The 25424-nt window shown below is 34.2% G+C and carries 31 protein-coding genes and 1 pseudogene; 11 read left to right on the top strand and 21 right to left on the bottom strand.

Annotated features, from left to right (window positions below; translation table 11 throughout):
- Position 1: 1 nt before the first annotated feature.
- Together argJ and argC are read right to left on the bottom strand one after the other, a co-directional pair.
- A complete protein-coding gene (gene argJ, locus MKX66_RS26615; RefSeq protein WP_326996601.1) occupies positions 2 to 1225 on the bottom strand; it encodes a bifunctional glutamate N-acetyltransferase/amino-acid acetyltransferase ArgJ in 1224 nt (407 codons plus the stop codon).
- A 10-nt stretch (positions 1226 to 1235) separates the two neighbouring features.
- A complete protein-coding gene (gene argC, locus MKX66_RS26610; protein WP_215590164.1) occupies positions 1236 to 2273 on the bottom strand; it encodes an N-acetyl-gamma-glutamyl-phosphate reductase in 1038 nt (345 codons plus the stop codon).
- 224 nt (positions 2274 to 2497) lie between these two features.
- Between argC and MKX66_RS26605 the strand changes: the two genes are divergently transcribed.
- Positions 2498 to 2683, top strand: a complete 186-nt coding sequence (locus MKX66_RS26605; RefSeq protein ID WP_002033845.1) for a YqzH family protein — start codon at positions 2498 to 2500, stop codon at positions 2681 to 2683.
- A gap of 29 nt (positions 2684 to 2712) precedes the next feature.
- Here MKX66_RS26605 and MKX66_RS26600 read toward each other — a convergent pair whose 3' ends face one another.
- Both MKX66_RS26600 and MKX66_RS26595 read right to left on the bottom strand, forming a co-directional pair.
- The gene (locus tag MKX66_RS26600; RefSeq protein WP_002143077.1) at positions 2713 to 3507 is read right to left on the bottom strand and encodes an SDR family oxidoreductase; all 795 of its coding nucleotides are present in this window, start codon (positions 3505 to 3507) and stop codon (positions 2713 to 2715) included.
- 9 nt (positions 3508 to 3516) lie between these two features.
- The gene (locus MKX66_RS26595) at positions 3517 to 4470 is read right to left on the bottom strand and encodes an MBL fold metallo-hydrolase (RefSeq protein ID WP_002014957.1); all 954 of its coding nucleotides are present in this window, start codon (positions 4468 to 4470) and stop codon (positions 3517 to 3519) included.
- A gap of 166 nt (positions 4471 to 4636) precedes the next feature.
- On the opposite strand from MKX66_RS26595, the gene proI reads away from it, so the two are divergent.
- Entirely contained in the window at positions 4637 to 5476 is an 840-nt protein-coding gene (gene proI, locus MKX66_RS26590) for a pyrroline-5-carboxylate reductase ProI (protein WP_002066991.1), read from the top strand.
- 57 nt (positions 5477 to 5533) lie between these two features.
- Here proI and sdaAA read toward each other — a convergent pair whose 3' ends face one another.
- The 4 genes from sdaAA to rnz all read right to left on the bottom strand — a co-directional run bounded on the left by sdaAA (position 5534) and on the right by rnz (position 8759).
- Positions 5534 to 6412, bottom strand: a complete 879-nt coding sequence (gene sdaAA / locus MKX66_RS26585; protein ID WP_002033842.1) for an L-serine ammonia-lyase, iron-sulfur-dependent, subunit alpha — start codon at positions 6410 to 6412, stop codon at positions 5534 to 5536.
- Between the two features lie 18 nt (positions 6413 to 6430).
- Positions 6431 to 7090, bottom strand: a complete 660-nt coding sequence (gene sdaAB / locus MKX66_RS26580) for an L-serine ammonia-lyase, iron-sulfur-dependent subunit beta (RefSeq protein WP_002088527.1) — start codon at positions 7088 to 7090, stop codon at positions 6431 to 6433.
- Positions 7091 to 7135: 45 nt separating this feature from the next.
- Positions 7136 to 7282, bottom strand: coding sequence for a hypothetical protein (locus tag MKX66_RS26575; RefSeq protein ID WP_158080567.1), 147 nt, complete (start codon positions 7280 to 7282; stop codon positions 7136 to 7138).
- A 553-nt stretch (positions 7283 to 7835) separates the two neighbouring features.
- Positions 7836 to 8759, bottom strand: coding sequence for a ribonuclease Z (gene rnz / locus MKX66_RS26570; RefSeq protein WP_002014952.1), 924 nt, complete (start codon positions 8757 to 8759; stop codon positions 7836 to 7838).
- Between the two features lie 188 nt (positions 8760 to 8947).
- Here rnz and MKX66_RS26565 point away from each other — a divergent pair, with 188 nt between their 5' ends.
- The 7 genes and pseudogenes from MKX66_RS26565 to MKX66_RS26535 all read left to right on the top strand — a co-directional run.
- Entirely contained in the window at positions 8948 to 9199 is a 252-nt protein-coding gene (locus tag MKX66_RS26565) for a DUF3932 family protein (RefSeq protein WP_000665712.1), read from the top strand.
- 437 nt (positions 9200 to 9636) lie between these two features.
- The gene (locus MKX66_RS26560) at positions 9637 to 10005 is read left to right on the top strand and encodes a hypothetical protein (protein ID WP_341087463.1); all 369 of its coding nucleotides are present in this window, start codon (positions 9637 to 9639) and stop codon (positions 10003 to 10005) included.
- Between the two features lie 117 nt (positions 10006 to 10122).
- Entirely contained in the window at positions 10123 to 10914 is a 792-nt protein-coding gene (locus tag MKX66_RS26555; protein ID WP_341087462.1) for a hypothetical protein, read from the top strand.
- 732 nt (positions 10915 to 11646) lie between these two features.
- Entirely contained in the window at positions 11647 to 12507 is an 861-nt protein-coding gene (locus MKX66_RS26550) for a hypothetical protein (protein ID WP_341087461.1), read from the top strand.
- Entirely contained in the window at positions 12494 to 13138 is a 645-nt protein-coding gene (locus MKX66_RS26545) for an ATP-binding cassette domain-containing protein (RefSeq protein ID WP_002143084.1), read from the top strand. Before MKX66_RS26550 ends, MKX66_RS26545 begins: the two co-directional genes overlap by 14 nt.
- A 12-nt stretch (positions 13139 to 13150) precedes the next feature.
- Positions 13151 to 13660: a hypothetical protein gene (locus MKX66_RS26540; protein WP_113769827.1), complete on the top strand. Its 510-nt coding sequence runs from the start codon at positions 13151 to 13153 to the stop codon at positions 13658 to 13660.
- 243 nt (positions 13661 to 13903) lie between these two features.
- Positions 13904 to 14113 (top strand): annotated as a pseudogene (locus tag MKX66_RS26535) (MgtC/SapB family protein); the annotation flags it as partial.
- Between the two features lie 41 nt (positions 14114 to 14154).
- Here the strand turns inward: MKX66_RS26535 and MKX66_RS26530 are convergent.
- The gene (locus MKX66_RS26530) at positions 14155 to 15393 is read right to left on the bottom strand and encodes a DNA polymerase IV (RefSeq protein WP_002088539.1); all 1239 of its coding nucleotides are present in this window, start codon (positions 15391 to 15393) and stop codon (positions 14155 to 14157) included.
- A gap of 142 nt (positions 15394 to 15535) precedes the next feature.
- On the opposite strand from MKX66_RS26530, the gene MKX66_RS26525 reads away from it, so the two are divergent.
- On the top strand, positions 15536 to 15742 hold the full coding sequence (locus MKX66_RS26525; RefSeq protein ID WP_000809197.1) for a hypothetical protein: 207 nt from the start codon (positions 15536 to 15538) through the stop codon (positions 15740 to 15742).
- Positions 15743 to 15793: 51 nt separating this feature from the next.
- On the opposite strand, the gene MKX66_RS26520 is transcribed toward MKX66_RS26525, so the two are convergent.
- Positions 15794 to 16912 (bottom strand): tripeptidase T, encoded by a 1119-nt coding sequence (locus MKX66_RS26520; protein WP_002015107.1) that lies wholly within the window; start codon positions 16910 to 16912, stop codon positions 15794 to 15796.
- A gap of 127 nt (positions 16913 to 17039) precedes the next feature.
- Positions 17040 to 17585: a GNAT family N-acetyltransferase gene (locus MKX66_RS26515; protein ID WP_002015105.1), complete on the bottom strand. Its 546-nt coding sequence runs from the start codon at positions 17583 to 17585 to the stop codon at positions 17040 to 17042.
- Positions 17586 to 17773: 188 nt separating this feature from the next.
- Between MKX66_RS26515 and prli42 the strand changes: the two genes are divergently transcribed.
- Positions 17774 to 17866: a stressosome-associated protein Prli42 gene (gene prli42, locus MKX66_RS26510; protein ID WP_000549036.1), complete on the top strand. Its 93-nt coding sequence runs from the start codon at positions 17774 to 17776 to the stop codon at positions 17864 to 17866.
- Between the two features lie 90 nt (positions 17867 to 17956).
- Here the strand turns inward: prli42 and MKX66_RS26505 are convergent, their stop codons facing one another.
- From MKX66_RS26505 to MKX66_RS26460, 10 genes are all read right to left on the bottom strand, one after another.
- Positions 17957 to 18196 (bottom strand): DUF3894 domain-containing protein, encoded by a 240-nt coding sequence (locus MKX66_RS26505; protein ID WP_341087459.1) that lies wholly within the window; start codon positions 18194 to 18196, stop codon positions 17957 to 17959.
- 64 nt (positions 18197 to 18260) lie between these two features.
- Complete coding sequence (locus tag MKX66_RS26500; protein WP_002015103.1) at positions 18261 to 18821, bottom strand: L,D-transpeptidase; 561 nt, start codon at positions 18819 to 18821, stop codon at positions 18261 to 18263.
- A gap of 16 nt (positions 18822 to 18837) precedes the next feature.
- On the bottom strand, positions 18838 to 19806 hold the full coding sequence (locus MKX66_RS26495) for an aromatic acid exporter family protein (RefSeq protein ID WP_002033971.1): 969 nt from the start codon (positions 19804 to 19806) through the stop codon (positions 18838 to 18840).
- A gap of 100 nt (positions 19807 to 19906) precedes the next feature.
- Entirely contained in the window at positions 19907 to 20629 is a 723-nt protein-coding gene (locus MKX66_RS26490; protein WP_215590170.1) for an amino acid ABC transporter ATP-binding protein, read from the bottom strand.
- A complete protein-coding gene (locus MKX66_RS26485; RefSeq protein WP_001046922.1) occupies positions 20622 to 21281 on the bottom strand; it encodes an amino acid ABC transporter permease in 660 nt (219 codons plus the stop codon). The genes MKX66_RS26490 and MKX66_RS26485 overlap by 8 nt, the downstream gene beginning before the upstream one ends.
- A gap of 36 nt (positions 21282 to 21317) precedes the next feature.
- Positions 21318 to 22097 (bottom strand): transporter substrate-binding domain-containing protein, encoded by a 780-nt coding sequence (locus MKX66_RS26480; protein WP_000735475.1) that lies wholly within the window; start codon positions 22095 to 22097, stop codon positions 21318 to 21320.
- Between the two features lie 249 nt (positions 22098 to 22346).
- A complete protein-coding gene (locus MKX66_RS26475) occupies positions 22347 to 22760 on the bottom strand; it encodes a BrxA/BrxB family bacilliredoxin (RefSeq protein ID WP_002015097.1) in 414 nt (137 codons plus the stop codon).
- A 144-nt stretch (positions 22761 to 22904) separates the two neighbouring features.
- Positions 22905 to 23363 (bottom strand): NUDIX hydrolase, encoded by a 459-nt coding sequence (locus MKX66_RS26470; protein ID WP_341087456.1) that lies wholly within the window; start codon positions 23361 to 23363, stop codon positions 22905 to 22907.
- 70 nt (positions 23364 to 23433) lie between these two features.
- Positions 23434 to 24138 carry a DUF421 domain-containing protein gene (locus MKX66_RS26465; RefSeq protein ID WP_002033965.1) on the bottom strand — a complete coding sequence of 235 codons (705 nt, stop codon included), beginning with the start codon at positions 24136 to 24138 and terminating at the stop codon, positions 23434 to 23436.
- A gap of 104 nt (positions 24139 to 24242) precedes the next feature.
- On the bottom strand, positions 24243 to 25421 hold the full coding sequence (locus MKX66_RS26460) for an FtsW/RodA/SpoVE family cell cycle protein (RefSeq protein WP_000831201.1): 1179 nt from the start codon (positions 25419 to 25421) through the stop codon (positions 24243 to 24245).
- Between the last annotated feature and the right edge of the window lie 3 nt (positions 25422 to 25424).

The following is a 25424-nucleotide window of genomic DNA, read 5'->3' as shown; positions in this document are numbered from 1 at the left end:
CTTATGTACGATAACAAGCGTTTATTTTCACATATTCATAGCTTAAGTCACAGCCCCAAGCTGATCCGTTCTCTTCTCCTAAATGTAAATACACATCAATAATAATTTCATGTTCTTGTAATCTCTTTTTCATTTCCTCTTCAGAAAACATTTGAGGTTCACTATTTTTTAACACAGCGATAGATTGAAGAGTAATATCAATTGTATTCGGATTAATCTCTACTTCACTTTGTCCAATACTGCTAATAATTCGCCCCCAATTTGGGTCTTCACCATATATCGCTGTTTTCACAAGACTCGAACCGACTATTTGCTTTGCAATTTTCTTTGCTTCTTCATTTGTTCTAGCCCCTAACACATTTACTTCTATTAACTTCGTAGCACCTTCACCATCTTGTGCAATTTTTTTCGCTAAATCTTCACATACCTTTTGTAAAGCAACTAGGAAAGTTTCCCAGTCTTCATGTTCCATATTCATCGTTTTCGTTTCTGATAATCCACTTGCCATAACGATGACCATATCATTTGTAGAAGTATCTCCGTCCACCGTAATTTGATTAAACGTATGATTCGTAATTTGTGATAATGCTGTTTGCAATACTTCATGCTCTATATTGGCGTCTGTTGTAATAAAACTAAGCATCGTTGCCATATTCGGTTTGATCATCCCTGAACCTTTTGCGACCCCAGCAATGATCACTGCTTCCCCATCAATTATCATCTCATAGCAAGTTTCTTTCGTTATAAGATCTGTCGTTAAAATTGCTTCACAAAAAGAATAAGCTTCACTTACTTCCTTTGTTGGCACAAGAGATTCAATTCCCTTTCGAATGATATCCATCGGTAAAGGTACTCCAATTACACCTGTTGAAGCGACTGCGACGTACTTTTCTTTTACTCCAAAGTGTTCCGCTCCTAATGTTCGCATCTCATAAGCATCTTGCAATCCTTTCATCCCCGTACAAGCATTTGCATTGCCGCTATTTACAACAATTGCTTGTAATTTCCCTTCTGCTGCTATGCTCTCCTTCGTTACTTGCAACGGCGCTGCTTGTATTTGATTTGTTGTATACACAGCGGCACATGATGCTGGCACCTCACAAACGATTGCACCCAAATCCTTTTTCACCTTTTTCAGACCATTTGCAGTACCGATTGCCAAAAAGCCTTTTGGTGTAACAATTGAACCATTTGTTAATTTTGTAATAGACGATGCTTTAATCATAATTTCCCCCTTATGGATAAAGCGGCATATGCTGTAAACCCGTTGTCTCTTCTAGTCCCGCTAATAAATTTGCATTTTGAACTGCTTGCCCTGCCGCACCTTTCATCATATTGTCTATAACAGAAACGACCGTAACTCTTTCTGTTCTTTCATCGTAAGCTATCCCAATATCACAATAATTTGAGCCCCTTACTTCTTTCGGACTTGGAAATTCTCCTTGCGAGCGAACTCGAACGAAAGCTGAGTATTCATACGTTTCTTCATACAACTTTTGAAGTTGCTCTATTTTCATTTCCTCTTTCACTTTCGCATAAAGTGTAACCATAATCCCTCGTGATATCGGTATTAAATGTGTACTAAACGTGATTGGCTTCGTTTCACGATTCCACTCTGTAAGCATTTGCTCAATCTCAGGAACGTGCTGATGTTGATTAACTTTATAAATGTGTAAGTTATCGTATAACTCAGGAAAGTGAGTCATTGTTGTTGGCGTTTTGCCCGCTCCAGATACTCCTGATTTCGCATCAATAATAATCGAAGCTTCTTCAATTATGCCGCTACGTACTAACGGCGCTACCGCTAATAATGCAGCTGTAGCAAAACATCCTGGGTTTGCAATTAAATTTGCATTTTGGATCTCATGCCTTTTCCATTCACTTAATCCATATACTGCTTTCCTAAGAAGTTCTTCCTGTGCAGCTGGCCTTTTATACCACAATTCATATGACGAGGGATCTATCATACGAAAGTCTCCAGATAGGTCAATTACTTTTAAACCTACTGCCAATAATTTTGGTGTTAACTCTGCCGATACTCCCGCTGGGGTTGCTAAAAATACAATTTCAGCTTCCTTCTCTATTTTCTCCGCATCAATTTCTTGTAACGTATGGACAAGAACATTTCGAAAATGCGGGTATACATTTGTTATAAATTCACCGACTTGTGAAAAAGAATGGAGAGATGCTATCGAAAAATATGGATGTTGCTCTAATAACCGAATTAACTCAATACCTCCATATCCAGTTGCTCCAATAATTGCGACTTTCATAAGCTCCTCCTCATATCTATTCTTTAAATTAAGTTTGATTATAATATTGCATAATTATAAAGTCAATTAAATATTTATAATTTTAAAAAACTTCAAAATATTAATCTCGCTATAAAAGCAATATACACAAGTGGATTTTTATGCAAAATTAGTGCATAGTAGTATTTTCATTTCACTTCAAGTACAATAAAACAATACATGTATACATACAGGCGGGGAAAAACATGAATAAAAAATTAATTGAGAAAATGATTATAAAAAGTTTTCGGCAATATCAATGTAATCCTGTTTCAAAAGAGGATCAGGAAATGCTAATTAAACATATTCAAATGATAATTCATTTAAATACTGAAATTGATGTATACGAGGCTGTTGAGGATATCGTTTACGATTATGTGACTGGAAAATAAAAAATAGGAGATTTCCATATGGAAATCTCCTATTTTTTACTTAATGATTTGCCTGCAACGCGTTCAAATAAACCTGGGAATAATGCGTAGAGCTTTGGCCCCATTCCCATCCACTTCGGCAAGTTTACTTCACGTTTTTTCGTTTGCATCGCCTTTACGATTTGTTCTGCTACATATGTTGGTTTTAACATGTAACGTCCCATATTTTTCACATATGTACCTGATTGATCGGCTATTTCAAAAAAGTTCGTATCTATCGGTCCTGGGTTAATTGCTGTTACATATACATTTGTGTTAGATAACTCCATACGTAAACTATTCGTAAATCCTAATACAGCGTGTTTTGTTGCTGCATAAGCACTCGACTTCGGAGTTGCAATTTTTCCAGCCAATGAAGCAATATTAATAATTTGTCCTTCGTTCCTTTTTACCATATTAGGTAATACCGCTTTCGTACAAGCTACTAATCCAAATACATTTACTTGAAACATATCCTTTACTTCATCCATTGAAGCATCTTCAAACGTTTTAAAAATACCAAACCCAGCATTATTTACCAATATATCAATACGTCCTACTTCTTGTAATACCTTTGAAAAAACAGATTGTACTTTCGTTTCTTCACTTACATCTAATACATAGTAATAGCAAGGCGTATTATAAGTTACTTTAATTTTGTCTGCTAATGCTTGTAGCTTCTCTTCTGTTCGAGCCATTAATACCGGCGTCGCCCCTTGCTCTGCAACCTGCATTGCCACTTGCTCTCCAATTCCACTAGAAGCACCTGTAATGACGATTACTTTTTCTTGTAAACGTCCCGTCATTGCTGTCACCTACTTTGCATAATAAATCAATTGTTGTGAAGATTCATCAATCATCACCTGTTGATTATATGCTAAAAAGTCTAATTGTCCAACAGTTTCTGAGATAGTAAGTGGTAATTGCTCTTTATATAATACCGGAAATAGTTTTACACACACCTCAAATGCTGTCATTGGCTTTTCCTTTAATAATTCAAGCACTTTAAAAGCACGTGTCTCTTGCTTTTGTAATCTTGTTTCAATAAGTTGTTTCACATTCAGAACATCTTCCCCATGCCCTGATAAAATCCGTGAAATATTCATTTCACTTAAACGTTTTAACGTTTGATTGTACTGCAATAAAGGATGAGCTCTTTCTGTTTGCCCTTCATATGGTGGTTCTAATATTGGATTTGAAGAAATATGACTAATGAGAGCATCCCCACCAATTAATATTCCATCAGATTCTCTATATAATGAAATATGAGTGGAAGCATGACCCGGGGTTTCAATCACTGTAAATCCAGGTAAGGAATCTATACGATCTCCCTCTCTCACGGTATGTGTTAACGATCTATTACAAGAATATTTAAGTGTCTTCGTCGTCAATAACGCCTCACCATTCAGAAATACTGCTGGAACGCCGAACTGCAAGGCTGTCTCTTTAAAAAATTCATGATACCTCTTTAAAAATTCAGCATTCTGTGTAATCCACGGTTCATTCCAAGGATGTCCGATAATCTTTACTTTTTCAGAAAATGTATTTAAAAGTCCGCAATGATCCGCATGGTGATGCGTAATCACTACCGTTTCAATATCTTCTATCTTATATCCTAATGCACCTAATTGACTTTCTAGTGCTTTCTTTGCTTCTTCTGTATTTGTCCCTGTATCAATTAACGTTAATGTTTCTCCCTCAACTAAAAACACATTCACTGTCTCAACTGCAAATGGAACAGGAATCTCCATTCGATGAATCGCCGTCATGCTTAGCCCCCCCTGTCTTTTTCCGGTTCAAAAATGAATACCTCTTCAGTTTACAACTTCCCTATAAATTTGTCATTATTTTCAGATAAAAAGAGGTCTTTTCCATAAAAAAACGAATGTATGTACATTTATAAGTATTTCTAACCAAATTTAAAGGAGGCACATCATGTCTATGCAAAACATTTCCTTTCTCGGTGCAGGCTCTATTGCCGAAGCGATTATTGGTGGCTTATTAAACGCAAATGTTGTTAAGGGAGAACACGTCACTGTAAGTAATCGTTCTAACGAGACAAGATTACAGGAGTTACATAAAAAATACGGTGTCAAAGGTACACATAATAAAAAGGAATTACTTGCTGATGCAAATATTCTTTTTCTAGCTATGAAGCCAAAAGATGTCGCAGAAGCGGTTATTCCTCTTAAAGAATACATAAATAATGACTTGCTTATTATTTCATTATTAGCAGGTGTTTCTACTCATTCAATTAGAAACCTACTTCAAAAAGACGTTCCGATTATTCGTGCAATGCCAAATACATCTGCAGCCATTTTAAAATCCGCTACCGCTATCTCACCTTCAGAACACACAACGGAGGAACATATTCGCACTGCAACATCTTTATTTGAAACGATTGGTCTCGTCTCTGTTGTAGAAGAAGAAGATATGCATGCTATCACTGCATTATCTGGAAGTGGACCAGCTTATATTTATTACGTGGTAGAGGCACTGGAAGAGGCAGCAAAAAAAATTGGTTTAAAAGAAGATGTTGCAAAATCTCTTATTCTTCAGACGATGATTGGTTCTGCTGAAATGCTAAAAGCAAGCGAAAAACACCCTTCTATTTTGCGAAAAGAAATTACTTCTCCTGGCGGAACAACTGAAGCAGGTATTGAAGTATTAAAGGAGCATAATTTTCAACAAGCATTAATCTCATGTATTACACAAGCAACGAAACGATCACACGATCTTGGAAAAACATTAGAAGAAATAGCAAAAGAAAAATAAAAAACGGAGCTCAACTTTATTTGAGCTCCGTTTTTACTTTAATCATATGATATGCTTTTAGTTATTACTCTTACCAAAAATCTCTTCTTGCAAACGACGACCTGTCGGTGTTGCTGCAAGGCCACCTTCTGCTGTTTCACGAAGTGCTACTGGCATCGTTTGTCCAATTCTAAACATCGCCTCAATGACTTCATCACATGGAATTGTACTAGTTACACCAGCTAATGATAAATCAGCTGAAATCATGGCATTCGCAGCTCCTGCTGCATTACGTTTTACACAAGGTACTTCTACAAGCCCTGCAACAGGATCACATACTAAACCAAGCATATTCTTTAATGAAATCGCCATCGCTGTAGCTGCTTGATCTTGTGTTCCACCAGCCATCTCAACTGCTGCTGCAGCTGCCATTCCACTTGCTGAACCTACTTCAGCTTGGCAACCTCCTGCCGCGCCAGAAATACAAGCATTATTCGCAACAACCATACCGAAAGCTCCTGCTGTAAATAAAAATTCAATCATTTCTTCGCGTGTCGGCTGTAATTTTTCTTGCAGTGCAAACAGTACACCTGGCACTGTTCCAGCAGATCCTGCTGTTGGTGTTGCACAAATAATTCCCATCGCCGCATTTACTTCATTTGTCGCAACAGCTTTACTCACTGCGTCCAAAATCGTATCTCCAGATAAGCCTTTTCCACTCTGCATATACGCTTGGACTTTCACAGCATCCCCGCCAGTTAAACCAGTCGGTGATTTTACACCACGAATACCGCGTTCTACTGCTTGTTCCATCACGACTAAGTTCTTTTCCATTCCAGCAATTACTTCTTCACGTGAGATATTTCTTGTTTGCATTTCACATTGAATCATAATTTCTGCGATTTTTACATTTTGCTCTTTAGCTTGCGCCACTAGTTCCGCTGCGTTCCGAAACATGGTGTGTCCCCCCTGCAATTAATCCATAATAGTTACTTGACAAATATTTTGTTGCCCATTTATTTCCGCAATTACTTCATCTGCTAATAATTCATCTGTTTCAATGACCATAAGCGCTCTTCTTCCTTTTTCTTTACGAGAAACACTCATTGTACTTATGTTAATCTCATGCTTAGCAAGGATTGAAGCTACAGCTGCGATAGCACCAAAGCGATCGTTATTTACAATAAGTAGTGCTGGACTCGTGCCTGTTAATTGAAGATCGAATCCGTTTAATTCTACAACTTCAATTTTACCGCCACCAATTGAGCAAGCAACAACTTCAATTTCCTCTTCACCTTTATACAGACGAATTTTCGCTGTATTTGGATGCGGAGCATTTGCATCTTCTTCAATGAATTCCACTTCAATCCCGCGTTCTTTTGCAATATCTAACGCACTTGGAATACGTAAATCATCTGTTTCAAATCCTAGTATTCCACCGATTAGCGCTACATCCGTACCGTGACCACGGTATGTTTTTGCAAATGAACCATATAATGAAATGCTAACTCTCTCTGGTTCATGACGAAACAGCTGACGAGCAACTTGCCCCATTCTTGCCGCGCCTGCTGTATGTGAACTTGATGGACCAATCATAACCGGACCAATAATATCAAACACTGAGCGATACTTCATCATAACTCCCCCTAAACCTCTATGAAAAAATTATTTACTATTCTATTAAGCTACCGAATCGGTTGCTGTTCCAGTCGTACCACGAATTTGTTCCGCTGTAAGAATTGGATAGTTTTTGAATAACAGTGAAGCAATATATCCTGAAATAATACCAGTTATAATAATAAATAAGAAACTTAGCATTACCTGCATTTAAAAATAATATAAGATAGTCCACAATAAAGTCTGGTAGCAATCCAAAGTTTAACACAGAACCCCTTACAAGCATAGCATAAACAAGTGAAACTCCCATTGCTTTCATACCTTTTGATATTTTTAAGCTAAAAAGGGAAAAAAGACTTAGTACAAATAATAGTAATATCCTTCCTATTATAATTTCCATGTTGCTCTCTCACGATTTAGTCAACTTCACTTGTTATGACAAATGGCTAAAACGCATGTAGCCTACAATAAATTATAATCTGCCCTCATTATAGCTTGTTTTTAATAAAACGCTTACTTTTAATGAATTTTAAAAGTTCTGAATAAAAATCCATTTTCGCTACTTGTACCACTCGTATGTCGTCTGACTTATATAACAGTTTTTCTAAATAATCGGTATTATGTATTTTTATCCTATATCTTCACATCATTAAAACTTTCTGTGTCATCCTATATAAAAATAAAATGATAACAGTTTTATTTTTAATTTTTTTTAGAAATAAAAAAAATGGCAACCTATCGTCACCATTTTTTCACAACATTATTATCTTTCTACTGGAAATGATTTTAAATCCGTAGCTATTTCTGTATTAGAAAATAGCTCTCTTGCCTCTTTCAATAATTCCTTATATGTATCTCCTTGATAACGAGAACTAATATGAGTCAATATTAAGCGTTTTGCATTTGCCTGAAGTGCAATACTCGCAGCTTGCTTAGATGTGGAATGAAAATAATCATACGCTTGTTGTTCATCTTCTGCCGCAAAAGTCGCTTCATGAACAAGTACGTCAGCATCTTGCGCAAGCTCTCTACTCGCTTCGCAATATCGTGTATCGCCTAAAATTGTAATAACTCTTCCTTTTTGAGGTGGGCCAATAAAATCTTTTCCATCTAACACTGTGCCATTCTCTAATTCAACTACTTCACCATCTTTTAAGCGTTTAAAAACTGGACCAGGTTTCACACCCATTCCCAGTAACTTATCCACTAAAAGAGCTCCCTGTATATCTTTCTCTACAATTCGATATCCGAAGCATTCAATTCCATGTGATAACCTTTTTGTTTCTACACAAAATTCATTATCCTCAAACACAATACCTTCTTCCGTAATCTCAACGATTTCAAGTGGATATTTAACGTGTGTCGTACTTACTAATAATGCCACTTCAATAAATTGTTTAATTCCTTTTGGTCCGTACACTGTTAATTTTGTTGTTCCACCTTGAAACGAACGGCTACCCAATAAACCCGGCAATCCAAAAATATGATCGCCATGTAAATGCGTAATAAATATTTTTTCAATGCGGCGTGGACGTACAGACGTATGTAGTATTTGATGTTGCGTCGCCTCGCCACAGTCAAATAACCAAGTCTGTCCTCGTTCTTCTAACAACTGCAAAGCAATTGCTGAAACATTCCTTCCTTTTGAAGGAACACCTGCACCAGTCCCTAAAAATACAAATTCCACTTTCTTTCCTCCAGCTCTTTATATAATCTATCTTTCATCTTACGGAATGTTATTTCAAATGGCAAATTGAATTTGTATAACCAATCATCTAGACAACTATATAACACGAACATTATACTTAAAAAATTAGCTATCGTTCGTATTTTGTGGTAAAATGATTGTAATACATTTTAAGGGAGCGTTTTATTATGAAAGAAGTATTTCGTTTACAAACTGATTTTTCATCTTCATTTGATCGCTGGGTAAGTTCTTTCGTTTCTGATCACCCAGCACAATTAGAATGGACGACTTTAAAAGAATTAATCCATGAATATACAACATCACATACAAATGAGACGTTACCAACATATATTTCTTCAGCTTTAACATATTACGCACAACGCGTTTCAACAACAAGTAACTCAGAAATTGTTATTTTTGAAAATCCTACAATCTCATAATCTATAATAAAAAGCACTGGTTACAGTGCTTTTTTATTTATACTTACTTAACAAACAATCATCTTCTGTCCGAAAATCTGTATACATACTCCGATCAAATTCATCTAAAATTATCTTTCCACTTGATTTATTAAATAATCCTTTTGCTTGTAGCGCAATTGAAGCAACTATATTGTATTTTTTTTTGTAAATATCTTATTTTTATTTAATATCTATAAGTAAAACAGTTTTTATTGGTTGAAAAACTTTGTGTAATGATATTTTTTATAAGATATTTGTTAAAAAGTTATAGCTAATATTAAAGAAATATTAATATTATTAAATCTATATATTTCATTTTATTTAGTGTGCTATATTTTTTAAGGGCTTACAAGTAAAAGAATAGGAGGAGAAAAAATGAAAAAATAACAGTTCTAACTTTAACGGCAGGAATTGCCTTGTCAAGCTTTGCAGCATCAGCAGCAGCAAAATCTAATCATGAAGATAGACCCTGGTCAAATGTATATCGTGTTTACAGTCCTAATGATGAAACACCATCTCAACCTAAATATAATAAAACGGCTTATTATATGAGGGTAGACAACATGTCGGGATTAGATGGATATTTCAATGCCTGGGCTGCATTAAAAGATGGTACTGATGTTTCGGATGGTCATTCATACAAAATGCGTGATGGTCAAGAAGAATTCTTATACAATTTAGCAGTTGAGAAATATAATTCTGGTATCAAGGTTAAAATTGATACCAGAAGATGGGCTGAGGGTACAGCAAGCGGTGTTTGGAGCCCGGATAGTATTCGTAAATAATTATATAAAAAAATGAACTTATAAATATAATACTTTATATTCTTGTAAGCCTTTCCTCGTAACATTACATATTTTAAATGTTACGAGGAGTATATTTGAATTTTTAAGAGGTGAAACATGGGTACTTATTTTAATGAAAGAATGAATAATAGGAATTTTTATTTTTCGCTTATGTTAGGAATAGCCTTATCTTGTGTATATATATTATATTATGTAATTCCACTAGCCGATAAAAAGGATGTTATCTTCACTCCATATACAACTTGGATGGGAATTAATAGTATTGTAACACCTTCCTTTTTATTTTTCTTTATACTTCCAGTTATTGCAAGTTTACCTAGTTCATCGATCTTTCAGGAAGATAAAAAAAATGGATCTTTTTTGTTTGTAATTATAAGAAGTAATTATAAAATGTATTTTCTTAAGCTGTTTAGTAAAACCTTTTTTATCGGTGGCTTTGTTGTTATTATTCCATTGATTTTAAACATTTTTTTATCATTTATGTTTCTTCCAAATGTAAATCCTGACGAAGTTTTAAATTCCAATATAGGGATGTATGAGCGAGCGACCTTTTTTATTAACATTTATTTCACTCATCCTTTTATTCACATGATGTTATATACAGTTATTGCTTTTGTTTATGGAGGAGCATTTGCTTTGTTTTCTCTTAGTATGTCCTTTTATGCCAAGCATACTTTTGTAACTTTATTAAGTGCTTTTTTATTACAACTTTTTTTAATGATAATTAATTTATTTTATCCTATGTCCCTCGCTCCTATATATTTCTTATCTGAATCCCATATATATCATGGAGCCAATATTATTGTTTCTATTTTAGTGTTAATAGGGATTTTTATTTTATCGATAATTTTATTTTTAAGAGGAGTAAAAAGACATGTTATTTTATAACCTTTTAAAAATGTATTTATTAGAGTTGTTTCAAAAACGAGGGTTATTTGTGATTAATATTTTATTTCTTATAGTTGGTGTGTCTATTCACCTCATTAGATCATTTTACTTTTTATCTAATGATTCTTTGTTTTCATTTCTTAGTACTTCAAGAGATATGAAAATAGTGTTATTTAGTTATCTTCCATTATTGTTGCTTTTTTTCTATTCATTTAATTATACGGATAAGAATGTTTATATGTATTTTAGACATAACACTCGTCAATCATATTGTTTTCATTTAATCATAAAAATTGTAAGTCTAACAATCATCTATTCAAGTATCTATCTGTTAATTGTAGGAATTAATTTTTTTATTGTGAAAGAAAAAATAGTGATTTGGTTGCTCCCATCTTCAAATTGGTTAGTAATTACATATTTTATAGTATCGTTATGGCTAGTAACTGTAGCAATATGCATTTTTGCACAAATACTAGTTTTTTTCATTAAAAATAAAGCTATTTGTATTTTTACTATTTACTTCCTTATTACGATAGATCAGTTGTTAGAAAAAAAATATAATTTCTCTTTATTTTGGTCAAAAGGTTTGATTTTTCAAGAAAAAGATTGGTTTCTAATAGATATAATCTTGATGAAATTGGGTTTTATGTTAGGGATTATTAGTATTTCATTTGCTATATTGAATATTTGTTTACATCGGATGGACTTATATAACGGAAGTGATTAATTACGATGAAAAATAGTATTTTTTATAAATTGGTAAAAAGGGATTTAATATTAAGCATTCATATTATGAAATTAAGATTTATAATATCATTTATTATTTATAGTGTGTTGGTTTTGGGAGAGGTATTTTTATTAAAGCAATCAGCCCTGTATAGAGAACTGCCTTCAAATGCTATAACAATTCTTGATGTTTTATCTGAATTACTAAAAGGGATATCTTTTAAAGAAGTTGAAATGGGGCGATTCCAGCTTCCAGTAACATGGCTTATATTACAATTATCTTATTGTTTTATATTAGGTACTTATGTAAGAGCTGATTTTATACAACAGACACCGTATCTTTTAGCAAGGAAAGTGTCTAGGTATCAAGTATTGTTTAGCAAATTTATTAGTACAGGTATACTAACTATTTGTATAACTTTATTATTTTATATTGCCGTGTTCTTCTGGGGAGGTATTTTTTGTTCTTATCAATTTAACTGGGGGATATATACAGAAAATATTAATCCTAAAATTTATAATCATTTAAAAGAAACCATTTTTGTTATAAAAAGCTTTACTTTACAACTAATAACATCTTCCTTATTAGTTTGGGTTTATTTAATTGTGTCTACTAAATTCAAAAGTGTTATTTCATATATATTGATTATAGTGATTATTACCATAACTATATTTATACCGGTTATATGTAATCCATTCGATAGTATGTTAATCCGTAAGAGTTTATTTTACGTTAATAATGAACATTTTCTATATTCTATTTCCTATTTTCTTTTGTGCACTTTTTTTCTATGGATAAGTGGTTATTGGGTAGGGAAAACATTTGAATTTGTTAATAGAAAGGATGATTCTGATGATATACATTGAGGCCAAGCATGTTTCTAAAATGCTAAAAGGTAATATTATTTTAAATGATGTTAATTTTGAATTAGAAAAGGGAAAGATTTATGGTTTTAAAGGGAGAAATGGTTCAGGTAAAACAATGCTTTTTAGAGCTTTATTAGGATTGATGAAAATAGATAGTGGTGAAATATTAATAGATAAAAAAATAATTGGTATTGATCATCCGTTTCCTGAAAATACAGGCATTATCATTGAATATCCAGGATTCATTCCAGACTATACAGGATTTAAAAACTTAAAACTATTAGCTTCTATTCAAAATAAAATAACGGATAAAACAATTAGTGAAACAATGGAGCTCGTAGGATTAAATCCAGAAGATAAAAGAAAAGTAAAAAAATATTCACTTGGAATGAAACAAAGATTGGGTATAGCACAAGCAATTATGGAAGATCCTAAGTTATTAATTTTAGATGAGCCTACAAACGCTTTAGATGAAAATGGAATTAGGGATATAACTAAAATCTTATTAGATTTAAAGTCTACAGGTACAACTATATTAGTTGCGAGTCATGATAGTGAAACATTAAATTTAATTGCAGACAGAATATTCCTAGTTGAAAATGGTAAAGTATCACTATCTTCAGAGATGTAGAGGGAGAAAGATATGAATAAAAAACGATATGTTTTTATGATTATTTGTACATTTTTTATATTAGGGGCATGTTGGAGATATCAGGTAGTAAATAATTTAAATGAATCTTATATTGTGAAATCAGAGAATATTAATCTAGGTCAATCATTTAATACAGATATATTTAAATTTAGCATTAATTCTTTCAAGAAGAAACAAGTAATTGATGATAACGGAAATAAAGAAGTTCATTATGTTTTTGATATTGAGGCAACAAATAACACGCAAACGGAACAAACAATTTTTACAGATTTGCATATATTAGCACCTTTAAAAGGTGTTAACAAGACGAATGGAATGTTTAATGAGAGTACAAGGAAAACAATAGTTTCATGGGAGAGTTTACAAAATCATAAAGGCATTGTAACAATGAAAATGAGAGAAAGCTGGGGTGTTGCACTTAGTACACCGGTGAAGTTAGTATATCTAGGCGAAAAAAATGGTAAGAAAATAAAATACATATTAGATTTACCTAATAATTAAAAGCCTAATTTGCTTGTTGATTTCTGGAATGAGATGAAATCACCTTTTCCATCAGATGGTTTGTAATATATAACCTTGCTCTTACTATTAAACAAAGAAAATATTCCTACTGTGGTGCAAATATGAAAAATATACGTTATCAATCTACAAATGCCAATAGAGCCCCGAAAGAGGTTCTATTGGCATTTTAGATTTTAGCAAATCCTTTAAGGCAAAAAAGTATAAAAACACTTTTAAGATTCTCTTATGCACATGGTAAGTTCAGAAGGTATCGGTTTAAAGGAATTGTATAGTGAAGACGTTGATTCTAACCAAAAAGTATCTATACGAGCTACATTACATTGCAATACAAATACAGCCGTCTTAATTGAGAAAATAGTAAGTAGAATGTTATTAGAATCTGGCGTTACTGCCGCAGGTTGGAAGACTTCATTAGATTTGGAAGCGAGTTAAATATGAAAGGTGGCATGATATTTACTGCTTCATGCCACCTTCTACATAAACTTATTTTCTAATTTTTGCTGAAACGACTTTTCTTGCTTACGCAATAATTGACTACCTCTCTGTAAAAGAGGTGTTCCATACTTTTCATTAATTTGATCAATAACAGCAAGTAACGGCTCTTCTTTCGCATCTTCTTCGAATGAAAACAAATCTAACTGTTTCACTGATTCTGTCTTCCATTCTAATTCAGTAGCTGTAACACCTAACAGACGAACAGAATCACCATCCCAGTGTTGCTTCCATAAACGTGATGCTGCTTGGAAAATAACTCGTTCTTCCCATATTGCATTTTTCAATTGTTTACTCCGTGTTACCGTGCGACGATCATGGTATTTAATCATAATTTGAATGTTATAACTAACGAGAGTTCGTTTTTGTAGCCTTTTGCTTACTGATTTCGATAATCTTTCTAACATATCAAGTAATTCTTTTTCTTCGTCCATATCCTTTGAGAAAGTCATCGAATTTCCAACGCTTTTATGTTGTCCCATTTGATTCGGATCAACTTCCCTGTCATCCATACCTTTTGCACGTTTTTGTAAATCAACACCGTGCTTTCCAATTTTAGCGCGAATGATATGCTCGTCTCCTTTTGCTAACTGTTCAATTGTATGTATATGAATGTCTTTTAGTTTTTCAGCTGTTTTCTCTCCGATTCCATGCATCTCTGCAACTGATCGTGGCCAAATAATTTCTGGGATATCACGTTTTCGAAGTACTGTAATTCCAAGAGGTTTTTTCATATCTGAAGCAGTCTTTGCTAGGAAAAGGTTTGGGGCAATCCCAATGCTACATGGAAGCTGTAACTCTGTTAGTAACGCTTGTTGAATCATCTTCGCTATTTCAAGAGGCGAACCGAGCGCATAGCAATCTGTAATATCTAAATACCCTTCATCTATAGAAAACGGTTGTATTTTTTCTGTAAAACGGGAAAGAATTTGAAACATTTGAAATGAAGCTTCTCGATATAATGTAAAATTAGGGTGCCTCACAACTAATTGCGGGCATAATCGCTTCGCTTCCCATAGAGGCATCGTCGTACGTATTCCATATTCTCTCGCCTCATAACTACATGTTATGATAATCCCTTTTCTCTCTTTTTCATTCCCCGCAATCGCTAATGGCTTTCCTTGTAATGATGGGTCATGAGCAATTTCAACAGATGCGAAAAAACAATTCATATCTACATGTAAAATAACACGTCCATTTTTCGGATACATTTCTCGCATACTACTCACCCCTTAAAGAACATTTGTTCCTTCATTATATCAAATTTCTTTACGCGTTATAATAATTATTGGGTTTTCTCTATCTATTTTTTGCTATACTGCACGTAACAAATGGATATTATTGTAAAGGAGGTGAATCGTTATGAAACAACATAATAAACTCAATTATGTATTTATTATTATTATAGTAATCCTTGCGATTAATTATTTGTTACTTCCCCTTTTTAACATTAACATTTACGCTTTAGGAATCTTCTCTCATTTCATACGTTTTACAACAACTTATGTACTTCCGTGGGTCTTCTTATATTGGCTTATCCGCCTTGTGAAAGCAATTGAATCAAAATAAAAAAAGACGTGTAAACCATAATTGGTTCACACGTCTTTTTGACTTTATTACTTACTTCGCTACTTCTTCGATAATAGCTACAACTAATTCTGCTGTTTTCGCTAATTCTTCAACAGGAATTTTTTCATTTGTTGTATGAATTTCTTCATAACCAACTGCTAAGTTAACTGTTGGGATACCATGTCCTGCGATTACGTTCGCATCACTTCCGCCACCACTTTGGTGAAGAGAAGGCGTACGACCAATGTTTTCAGCTGCACGTTTCGCAACTTCTACAACGTGATCGCCAGCAGCAAACTTAAATCCTGGATACATAACGTTTACTTCAACGTCTGCATGACCACCCATTTCTTTTGCAGTTGTTTCAAATGCTTCTTTCATTTTTGCAACTTGTGCTTCCATTTTCTCATTTATTAAAGAACGAGCTTCTGCAAAGATTTGAACATGATCGCAAACGATATTTGTTTGTGTACCACCTTCAAAACGTCCAATATTTGCAGTTGTTTCAGAATCGATACGACCAAGTGGCATCTTTGCGATTGCTTTTGCTGCGATAGTAATTGCAGATACACCTTTTTCTGGTGCTACGCCAGCATGAGCTGTTTTCCCGCGAATAATCGCATTCACTTTCGCTTGTGTTGGCGCTGCAACTACAATTTCACCAACTTTTCCATCACTATCTAATGCATAACCATATTTTGCTGTAATGCGCTCACGATCTAACGCTTTTGCGCCAATAAGACCAGATTCTTCTCCAACTGTAATAATAAATTCAATTTTACCATGAGGAATGTTTTTCTCTTTTAAGACACGAATTGCTTCAAACATAGATGCTAATCCAGCTTTGTCATCGGCTCCTAAAATTGTAGTACCATCTGATACGATATATCCATCTTTAATAGAAGGCTTAATTCCATTACCAGGAACTACTGTATCCATATGAGAAGTGAAATAAATTGTATCAACACCGTCTTTTGTTGCTGGTAAAGTACAAATTAAGTTACCTGCACCATGGCCAGTCACACCCATCGTGTCATCCTCAAATACTTCTACACCTAAAGCAGTAAATTTCTCTGTTAACACTTTGCAAATTTCTGCTTCAAATTTTGTTTCAGAATCTACTTGTACTAACTCCATAAATTCATTTACTAAACGTTCTTGATTAATCATAAGACTGCGCCTCCTGCACTACCATTATGTATGTAACAACATTAATTATAACAGAATTTCGCAAAAGTTTCGAAATACAAGACAAAAAACAGATGGTTAACACATCTAGATACCCATCTGCCTTCTATTACTCGTTTAACAATACCCAGCGCATATGATCTTCCCAGATGCCATTTACCATTAGCATTTTTCGAGAGACACCTTCATATTGAAATCCTATCTTCGTCACTACTTGTATAGATGCTAAATTTCGTGGCATAATTGGTGCTTCTATACGGTGTAAATGAAATTCTTCAAAGGTAACTTGAATTGCTTTTCTAAGCGCTTCTGTTGTGTAACCTTTATTCAATTCTTCCTTATCTAATTTATAACCGAGTACACAAGATTGATAAATTCCGCGAACAATTAGATTAAATGAAATACATCCAATAATTTTTGTATCATCACCCTTTTTAAAAATCCAAAGCCTGATAATCTTGCCTTCCGCGAACTCTTTTCTATCCTTTTGTAACTTTTTCTTTTGATAATCTAACGTGAAAAACCCCTCCGGTCTATACTCTTCCCACGCTTTTAAAAATTCACGATTTTTGTCGTAATATTGAAGAACTTTTTCCGCATACGACTCATCAATTTCTCTTAAATGTAAACGATCTGTCTCGTATATTTTCATCATTGTATCTCCATTCTTCAGCTTGCATAACAAAAAATTAATAATCTATCTTTTAACATATTCTCTACGTATGCTCAAATTTCCTGTAATATTTTGCACCCCCTTCCCGAATTTTGTCCTTTCTCTCCCCTTGTCCACAATTTCATTTCTCGTTACAATGAAATTGTACTGATTTGCAAGGAGGTTTAACGATGCATAAAAAAGCTCAAAAAATTATGGTTTATATAATGCTAATTTCTATGCTTGTAACAACATTACTTACTGGCGCAAGTATGTTTTGGTAAAAAGGACGATTCACTCGTCCTTTTTTTACTGCTTACACATACAAAATAGACCATCTCGAAATCGAGATAGTCTATCTTGTAATGAACATTTTATTTTATATATATTACAATTGCTACAAGGCTAAAGGAAAAGGCCATTACAAGTGCTATTACAAAACTTGTATATTGTTTCTGCTGAAATGCCCCAATAACAAAAGTAAGATTGAGTAATGCCATAAATACAATCGCTACAACGTAAGAACATATATTAAAAGTTGCCAATATGAATGTAATAACAAATAGAAAACCAACACAAAACTGCATGTAAGAAATTTTTGGATTTAAATACATATGAGCAACCCCTTTACTCAATTATCTTTATATATTCTCATTAACGCATGGTTATGTACACATGTCAAGACAACTTATAATAAAAGAAAAAGCCAACCGTTTCGTTGACTTTTCCAAATACTATGGCCCCTTTTTCCTTCGCCAATTGCTGAAATGTTTTTTTCGATTTCACAATCGATACTTTCGTTCCAATTGGAATACGATCAAACAAATATTCCACATCATGTTTCTTCATTCTTATACATCCTTGCGAAATATATTTTCCAATTGAACTAGGTTGGTTTGTCCCGTGTATCCCATACTTACTTCCATCCGTGCCTCTTGCATTAAATCCCATCCATCTCGATCCAAGTGGATTTTTGGGAGAGCCCCCAGGAATATCCTTCGCAATATAATAGGGATCCTTCGCCTTCAATACAATGTCAAAGGTTCCTTCTGGGGTTAATTCATTTGTTTTTCCTGTCGCTACTGGAAAAACCTTTTGGATCTTCCCATCATCGATGTAAGCTAGTTTATTCGTTGCTTTATTTACAATTATAAAAGGATCTCCAGCACGTGGGTTATCACCAAGAGGCCAGATCGGTGATAGAGAAAGACATAATAATAAAGAAAGAAGATACGGCATATATAGTTCCTACCTTCTAAATAAGTTCTTTTATATTATCCTTTCCCTTAAAACGACTTTTAATGAGTAAATATTGCTCCATCTCATAAACAAGTTGAACAAGTTTTGCACGTATTTCAAATTCTTCTCGCGAGACTGGTAAAGGCATTTCTCTAAATACTTCTCGCATTTCTTGAAGTTGTCTTAACGAAATGACCCCTGTACTTTCAGGTCGAATAGAATTCCCTATATTTTCAATTACGTCTGCAATCATATCAGCTTGTTCATACGTCCAAGATAGTGATGCAGCTAATGGTATCATGCGCTCCAAAATTTCAAATTGTTGCATACGCATATCAAAATACCGATAATAATAGTCATCTTCACGCATAAATTCATTCTCAAGTTTTTTAAATGATAAATCTTTCGCTTCTTTCAGCATCATTTCTGTTTCAATTAATTCGGCCCCACTCCAATTACTATCTCGATTCCGTAAATAAACGACCATTTCAAACAAAATCGTTCTGAAATGCTCTTCTATTTTTCCTTGATACTCTTTCAGTTTATTCTCACTGCTTGGCATGTACATGTTTACTAATAAAGCGACACTAATTCCAATCGTTAATATAGCAATTTCATTACCAACTATAGACCATGTAATTTGCTTTAATGAATACAGATGCATAACGATAACCGAACTCGTGACAATCCCTTCTTGAATTTTGCACATAACTGCAGTTGGAATAAAGGTAAGCAGTAATACGCTAATCGCAAGTGGTGTATAACCAATCGTTTCAAAAATACAAAACGCGAATACCATCGATAATACACAAGCTAAAAAACGGTGCAACGATACTTGAACGGATTTTCGTTTCGTATTTTGCACACATAAAATGACTAAAATACCAGCTGAACTATAAAATTCTAATCCTAATAACTGAGCAATAAAAACTGCCGCTCCCGTTCCAAGCGCTGTTTTCACTGTTCTATATCCAATTTTAAACATATCATTACCCCTATATGTATAAACGTATTTACAGTTAGTATAAAAAAAGGATGACGCAATGTCATCCTTTTCTACCTATTATTCACGTACCCTTCACATATTACAATATCTTTTGCAAAAATTCTTTTGCACGGTCACTTTTTGGTGCTGTAAAAAACTCTTCCGGATTACTATCTTCTACGAGCTTTCCACCATCTAAAAAGAGAACACGGTCTGCTACTTCTTTTGCAAATCCCATTTCATGTGTAACGATTGCCATCGTCATTCCTGTCGTAACTAATGATTTCATAACCTCTAACACTTCTTTCACCATTTCTGGATCTAGCGCAGAGGTAGGTTCATCAAATAACATAACTTCCGGTTCCATCGCTAACGCTCTTGCAATTGCTACACGTTGCTTTTGTCCTCCTGAAAGACGATTTGGATATGCATCTTTCTTATCTAATAACCCCACTTTTTCTAGAAGTTTCTCAGCTTTTTTTTCAGCTTCTTGCTTCGTTACTTCTTTTACATTGATAGGAGCATACGTAATATTTTCTAATACAGTCATATGAGGGAATAAGTGAAAATGTTGAAATACCATTCCGACATTTTCACGAACGTGCATAATATTTGTTTTCGGATTCGTTACTTCTTCCGTTCCAATCCAAATGTGACCATCTGTCGGTGCTTCTAGCACATTCATACAACGTAAAAATGTTGATTTCCCTGATCCAGACGGTCCAATAATTGCTACTACTTCCCCTTTTTCAATCGTTGTTGTAATCCCTTTTAATACTTCGTTTTTTCCAAATGCTTTATGAAGGTTGTCAATTTTAATCACTTTTCTTCATTCTCCCTTCAATTGCCTTCCCGACTAATGTAAGAATAATGACTAGCATATAATAAATTAGTCCAACAAAAAGTAATGGTTCAAGATATTTAAACGTCTCACCGCCTACAATGTAAGCACGGCGCATTAAATCGGTCGCTCCTATTACTGTTACTACAGCCGATTCTTTCGTAAGTGTCGCAAACTCGTTCACAAGCGCTGGTAATATATTTTTTAATGCTTGAGGGAAAATAATATTTCGCATCATTTTCCCGTAAGGAATCCCTAAAGCCATCGCTGCTTCTGTTTGTCCTTTATCAACCGCTTGAATGCCGGCACGAATTACCTCTGACATATATGCACCTGAATTTAAGCTAAATGCTAATACAGCTGCTACGAATGCTGGTATTTCATAACCAATTATTTGCGGGACACCGAAATAAATAATCATTAATTGTAATACAAGTGGTGTACCACGGAAAATTGATGTATAAAAATCTGCCGCTATATTTAATGCTCGTATTCTAGCAATTTTGCAAAGCGCTAATAACGTTCCTAAAATAAACCCAACTAACGCTGATACTGCTACAATTTTTAAAGTAACTTCTAGGCCTTTTAGTATATATGGTATCGAAGGCGTAATCGCCGAAAAATCTAAGTTCATTCTTTTCATTCCCCTCACCGAAAAGTGAAAGGCAGCTTATTTTTCGCTGCCAAACCATTTCTTCACTAATTTATCCATTTCTCCATTTTCTTGCATTTTTTTAATTACTTTATTAAATTCTGCTGTTTTATCACTGTTTTTCGGAAGAGCAATTGCTGCTCCTACTTCTTCTGGTGCTTCTTTAATTTCAATTCCTTGTAATTCTTTCATTTTTTCTAAATAATTTTTAGCAACTGTGTCTTCTATAATTGCAGCGTCAAAACGACCAGCTTTAATTTCTTGTACGATTTCTGGTATACGGTCACGTCCCTCAACTTTGAAATCTACTTGTTTTTTAAATTCTGCTGCTTTCTCTTCTTGGATAGATCCTGTTTGTACCCCTACTTTTTTCCCTTTTAAATCCTCTACAGATTGAATATTAGAATCCTTTTTAGAAACGACCATGTTTTTAGCAACAAAATAAATATCTGTAAAATCAACATTATTTTTACGCTCTGCCGTTGGCGTCATACCTGCCATTACGAAATCAACTTTTCCTGAGCTAAGAGATGCTAATAAGCCACCAAAATCCATATCTTTCACTTTCACTTCATAACCAAGTTCTTTTCCGATATATTTAGCAACATCAACATCAAAGCCGATAATTTCATCACTTTTTGAGGCTTCTACGTATTCATATGGTTTATAATCTGCTGAAGTCCCCATAACGAGTACTTTTTTATTTTTTCCCGTAGCCTTTTCTTCCCCATTACTACAAGCACTGAACATACTTACAATTAAAATAAGTGCAAACGATATTGATAATAACTTCTTCATCTTTCTTCCCCCTAATAATGTATATTTAAAAGTTTAATAGAATATTTATTCGATGTTTGTATTGTATCAGCACTTTAATTTTTATGCAATATATAAAATAAAAATAAATATAAAAACAGTATTAAAGCTGTTGTTAATGCATAAAAACATGCATAAAATAACAACTTCCTGCATGTTTAATTATTTTAAAAACTAAATAAAAAAGGCGGTACACCCACTTGATTGTGGACGTACCGCCTTTTCTCTTCCTTATAGTTCTTCGCAATTATCTTCGAAATAAGATTGTAGTTTTGCAATTACTTGCATTGGTTCATGACCTTCAATTTCATGACGTTCTACCATCGTTACAATTTTTCCATCTTTCAATAACGCAAATGATGGAGATGAAGGTGGATATCCTTCAAAATATTCACGAGCTCTTGCTGTTGCTTCTTTATCTTGACCCGCAAATACCGTTACAAGGTGGTTAGGGCGTTTATCATAATGTACGGAATGTGCAGCAGCAGGACGAGCAATGCCACCTGCACAACCACATACAGAGTTTACCATTACAAGTGTTGTACCATTTCTTTTAAATGCTTCTTCGACTGCTTCTGGTGTCGTCAATTCTGTATATCCCGCAGAGACAATCTCTTCACGCGCTTGACGGACAACATCATTCATAAAAAAGTTAAAGTTAATCAATCTTTTCCCTCCTCTAATTCTACCTATTTGTATCTTACCAGTTAATGTTTATGAAATACAAGTAAGTTTACTTGTATTTAGGCATAGAAAAGGTGTTAGAGCCCTTGCTCTAACACCTTTTTGTCACTTTTCCATAATTTTCATATATTCCGCAATCATTTTTTTATGCGATCCTACAATATAATCAGGTAGCTCTGTTACCGGGAAGAATGTAAGCTGAACCGCTTCTTCTTTATTCATAACAAAATTCCCTTCGTATTCATCGGTATAATAGGCTGTCGTTACGGATTGAAACTCATCACCGTTTGTTAATTTTGAAAAATAGTTCGCTCCAGAAAATACATTGATTAATCGGAGGTTCTTTACTTCTATTCCTGTCTCTTCATGTACTTCACGGTAAGCTGTTTCTTCTGGTGATTCACCAAGCTCCATTAGCCCGCCAGGCAACCCCCATTTTCCGTACGGCTCTGTTCTTTGCTGTAATAATACATATCCACTTTCATTTATAACGAGTACAACAGCACCAACTAAAATTAAAGGGCGATGACCAACTATTTTTCGTAATTCTTCTACATATCCCATCGTATCGCCTCCTTTTTCGTTGTCCACACTATTGTATCATATGTATGAAACGACAAAATGCGTATATTTTTCATTTTTTTAACAAAATATTTATTTTATGTGCTTCATCTACTGTAGCTAACATAATGGATTCAATTTCTGCATTCTTCTCTAAAAACTCTTTCGCCCACTCTTCTGTTTTTCCTACTAAAGCGAGAACGTCCTGCTGAATTCTTCCATCCTTCACTAAAATAAAAGCAACTGGAGATTTTTTCCCCGCCACTTTAAGATCAAGCCGAGAAACTGCTTCATATTCTGGATACTGAAATATAGAAACAACACCACTTGCTTCCCATAATGCTAATTTAATCGTTTGAATATCGCTCACATTTCGCATGCGAAGTTCCGAAAATAAATATTCCGCCGTAATTCTCGCCTTTTTCAAATTGCTAAAATCAATGGCACCATTGTGTATAAGAATAATAGGTGCAGGCTCTAAAAAGCGTCTCCATCTATCCCATTTCAACATTAAAACAGAGCTTATAATATGAAGTACAACTAGTATAAAAGTTGTAATCATTGAACCGAGTAATCCGACCTTTTCATCAGATAGCGCATTAGAAATATTACCACCAAGTAATAACACTAATACAACATCTAAAAAGCGAAGTTGTGCGATGGATCTTTGTCCCATCGATTTCGCAACTAATATTAAAAATGTGTACGCTATAATAGCTCGAACAACCCATTCACCGTTAGAAAGATGCCGTGCTCCTTCAAAAATATGCATATGCATCACTTTGCACTCCTTACATCCCAAACTGCTAGTCTGTTTTAGTTTGCAACGTTTAAGAGCATATATGTAAAAAAGCTAGTTCGTTTTTACACGAACTAGCTTTTTTACTTAACTGAAAACATATATTTTTTATACGTTTTCCGTACGGACAATATGAGCCCCATCATAATCATATTCGAGAATAAGGAACTTCCCCCATACGATAAGAAAGGTAATGCAATCCCTTTTACAGGCATTAATCCGACGATCATACCAATATTTTGGAATATTTGAACTGTTAATATACCAATAGACCCAGCACATAATAATGTACCGAATAAATTATCAGCAGAATAACCGATAATAATTGTTCGATATAGCAGTAATAGGAACAAGAACACAACTAACGCGGCTACGATAAATCCACCTTCTTCGGCAATTGTAGCGAAAATAAAGTCAGTATGCTTCTCAGGGATATAGACGTTCCCTTCGCCAAATCCTTTCCCTTCCATACCACCACTACCTACAGCTAAAATCGATTGCTGTGTTTGATAACCTTGATCTGTATGTTCAAATGGATCTAACCAACCTAAAATACGTGATTGTTGGTGAGGTTTTAGTAACGTAACTAACTTATTAAAGAAGAAATCCTCATACCTTACGTAAATAAATATTAACGCCGATAATATGGTGACTGGAATAACTGTACATAACGCTATCAATTTCTTCTGAATACCTGACATAAATAAAATACATGCAATTGCAGCAGCATATAAGAACACCATCCCTGTATCCGGTTGGCTATATACAACAGCCATGGGCGGAAGGGATACAAGCACAATTTTACCTACTAATTGTAAATCCGTTTGGAATGTCCTTGCCATATACTGTGCATTATGTTTCACTGCTATACTTGCTACTACGAGAAGCAATGAAATTTTGAAAAACTCAGATGGTTGAATTTGTCCAACTAACGGAAATACAAACCATCTTTTTGCACCTAATTTTTCAGGTGTGAAAGTGGAAACCGGTAGTATTTTCAAAAGAATAAGTGAACCAAATCCGACGATATAAAGTGGCCAAGACAATTTTTGTAATTGATCTAAGTCGATGCTTGCAACAAGCAATAACAATACAACTCCAATTATGTAGTTCAAACCCTGTTTCATCGCAAAGTTTGCCTCTCCATATTGGCCAGTTTGCTGACTGCTATATATAGCAGCTATACTCGTAACACATAATGCTAACAAAATTAATATTAATTTTACATCTAAACTTTTTAGAAACTCGGTACTTCTTTTCATGAC

It is taken from the genome of Bacillus sp. FSL R9-9530 (genome assembly GCF_038008145.1).
GTDB lineage: Bacteria > Bacillota > Bacilli > Bacillales > Bacillaceae_G > Bacillus_A > Bacillus_A mycoides.
The sequence above is the reverse complement of the archived record's forward strand: the minus strand, read 5'-3'. Positions and strand labels throughout refer to the sequence as shown.

Bases quoted from the DNA above. Each gene is read 5' to 3' on its own strand.
- MKX66_RS26565 (WP_000665712.1), top strand. From the start codon at position 8,948: ATGAAAGAAGTATTTCGTTTACAAACTGATTTTTCATCTTCATTTGAT.
- argJ (WP_326996601.1), bottom strand. From the start codon at position 1,225: ATGATTAAAGCATCGTCTATTACAAAATTAACAAATGGTTCAATTGTT.
- MKX66_RS26470 (WP_341087456.1), bottom strand. From the start codon at position 23,363: ATGGGATATGTAGAAGAATTACGAAAAATAGTTGGTCATCGCCCTTTA.
- MKX66_RS26550 (WP_341087461.1), top strand. From the start codon at position 11,647: ATGAAAAATAGTATTTTTTATAAATTGGTAAAAAGGGATTTAATATTA.
- MKX66_RS26480 (WP_000735475.1), bottom strand. From the start codon at position 22,097: ATGAAGAAGTTATTATCAATATCGTTTGCACTTATTTTAATTGTAAGT.
- MKX66_RS26575 (WP_158080567.1), bottom strand. From the start codon at position 7,282: ATGCAGGTAATGCTAAGTTTCTTATTTATTATTATAACTGGTATTATT.
- MKX66_RS26495 (WP_002033971.1), bottom strand. From the start codon at position 19,806: ATGTTTAAAATTGGATATAGAACAGTGAAAACAGCGCTTGGAACGGGA.
- MKX66_RS26465 (WP_002033965.1), bottom strand. From the start codon at position 24,138: ATGCATATGCATATTTTTGAAGGAGCACGGCATCTTTCTAACGGTGAA.
- prli42 (WP_000549036.1), top strand. From the start codon at position 17,774: ATGCATAAAAAAGCTCAAAAAATTATGGTTTATATAATGCTAATTTCT.
- MKX66_RS26605 (WP_002033845.1), top strand. From the start codon at position 2,498: ATGAATAAAAAATTAATTGAGAAAATGATTATAAAAAGTTTTCGGCAA.
- MKX66_RS26540 (WP_113769827.1), top strand. From the start codon at position 13,151: ATGAATAAAAAACGATATGTTTTTATGATTATTTGTACATTTTTTATA.
- MKX66_RS26545 (WP_002143084.1), top strand. From the start codon at position 12,494: ATGATATACATTGAGGCCAAGCATGTTTCTAAAATGCTAAAAGGTAAT.
- MKX66_RS26595 (WP_002014957.1), bottom strand. From the start codon at position 4,470: ATGACGGCGATTCATCGAATGGAGATTCCTGTTCCATTTGCAGTTGAG.
- sdaAA (WP_002033842.1), bottom strand. From the start codon at position 6,412: ATGTTTCGGAACGCAGCGGAACTAGTGGCGCAAGCTAAAGAGCAAAAT.
- MKX66_RS26525 (WP_000809197.1), top strand. From the start codon at position 15,536: ATGAAACAACATAATAAACTCAATTATGTATTTATTATTATTATAGTA.
- MKX66_RS26475 (WP_002015097.1), bottom strand. From the start codon at position 22,760: ATGAATGATGTTGTCCGTCAAGCGCGTGAAGAGATTGTCTCTGCGGGA.
- argC (WP_215590164.1), bottom strand. From the start codon at position 2,273: ATGAAAGTCGCAATTATTGGAGCAACTGGATATGGAGGTATTGAGTTA.
- MKX66_RS26555 (WP_341087462.1), top strand. From the start codon at position 10,123: ATGGGTACTTATTTTAATGAAAGAATGAATAATAGGAATTTTTATTTT.
- MKX66_RS26505 (WP_341087459.1), bottom strand. From the start codon at position 18,196: ATGTATTTAAATCCAAAAATTTCTTACATGCAGTTTTGTGTTGGTTTT.
- MKX66_RS26460 (WP_000831201.1), bottom strand. From the start codon at position 25,421: ATGAAAAGAAGTACCGAGTTTCTAAAAAGTTTAGATGTAAAATTAATA.
- MKX66_RS26530 (WP_002088539.1), bottom strand. From the start codon at position 15,393: ATGCGAGAAATGTATCCGAAAAATGGACGTGTTATTTTACATGTAGAT.
- MKX66_RS26485 (WP_001046922.1), bottom strand. From the start codon at position 21,281: ATGAACTTAGATTTTTCGGCGATTACGCCTTCGATACCATATATACTA.
- MKX66_RS26600 (WP_002143077.1), bottom strand. From the start codon at position 3,507: ATGACGGGACGTTTACAAGAAAAAGTAATCGTCATTACAGGTGCTTCT.
- proI (WP_002066991.1), top strand. From the start codon at position 4,637: ATGTCTATGCAAAACATTTCCTTTCTCGGTGCAGGCTCTATTGCCGAA.
- MKX66_RS26515 (WP_002015105.1), bottom strand. From the start codon at position 17,585: ATGATGAAAATATACGAGACAGATCGTTTACATTTAAGAGAAATTGAT.
- MKX66_RS26500 (WP_002015103.1), bottom strand. From the start codon at position 18,821: ATGCCGTATCTTCTTTCTTTATTATTATGTCTTTCTCTATCACCGATC.
- sdaAB (WP_002088527.1), bottom strand. From the start codon at position 7,090: ATGAAGTATCGCTCAGTGTTTGATATTATTGGTCCGGTTATGATTGGT.
- MKX66_RS26520 (WP_002015107.1), bottom strand. From the start codon at position 16,912: ATGATTAATCAAGAACGTTTAGTAAATGAATTTATGGAGTTAGTACAA.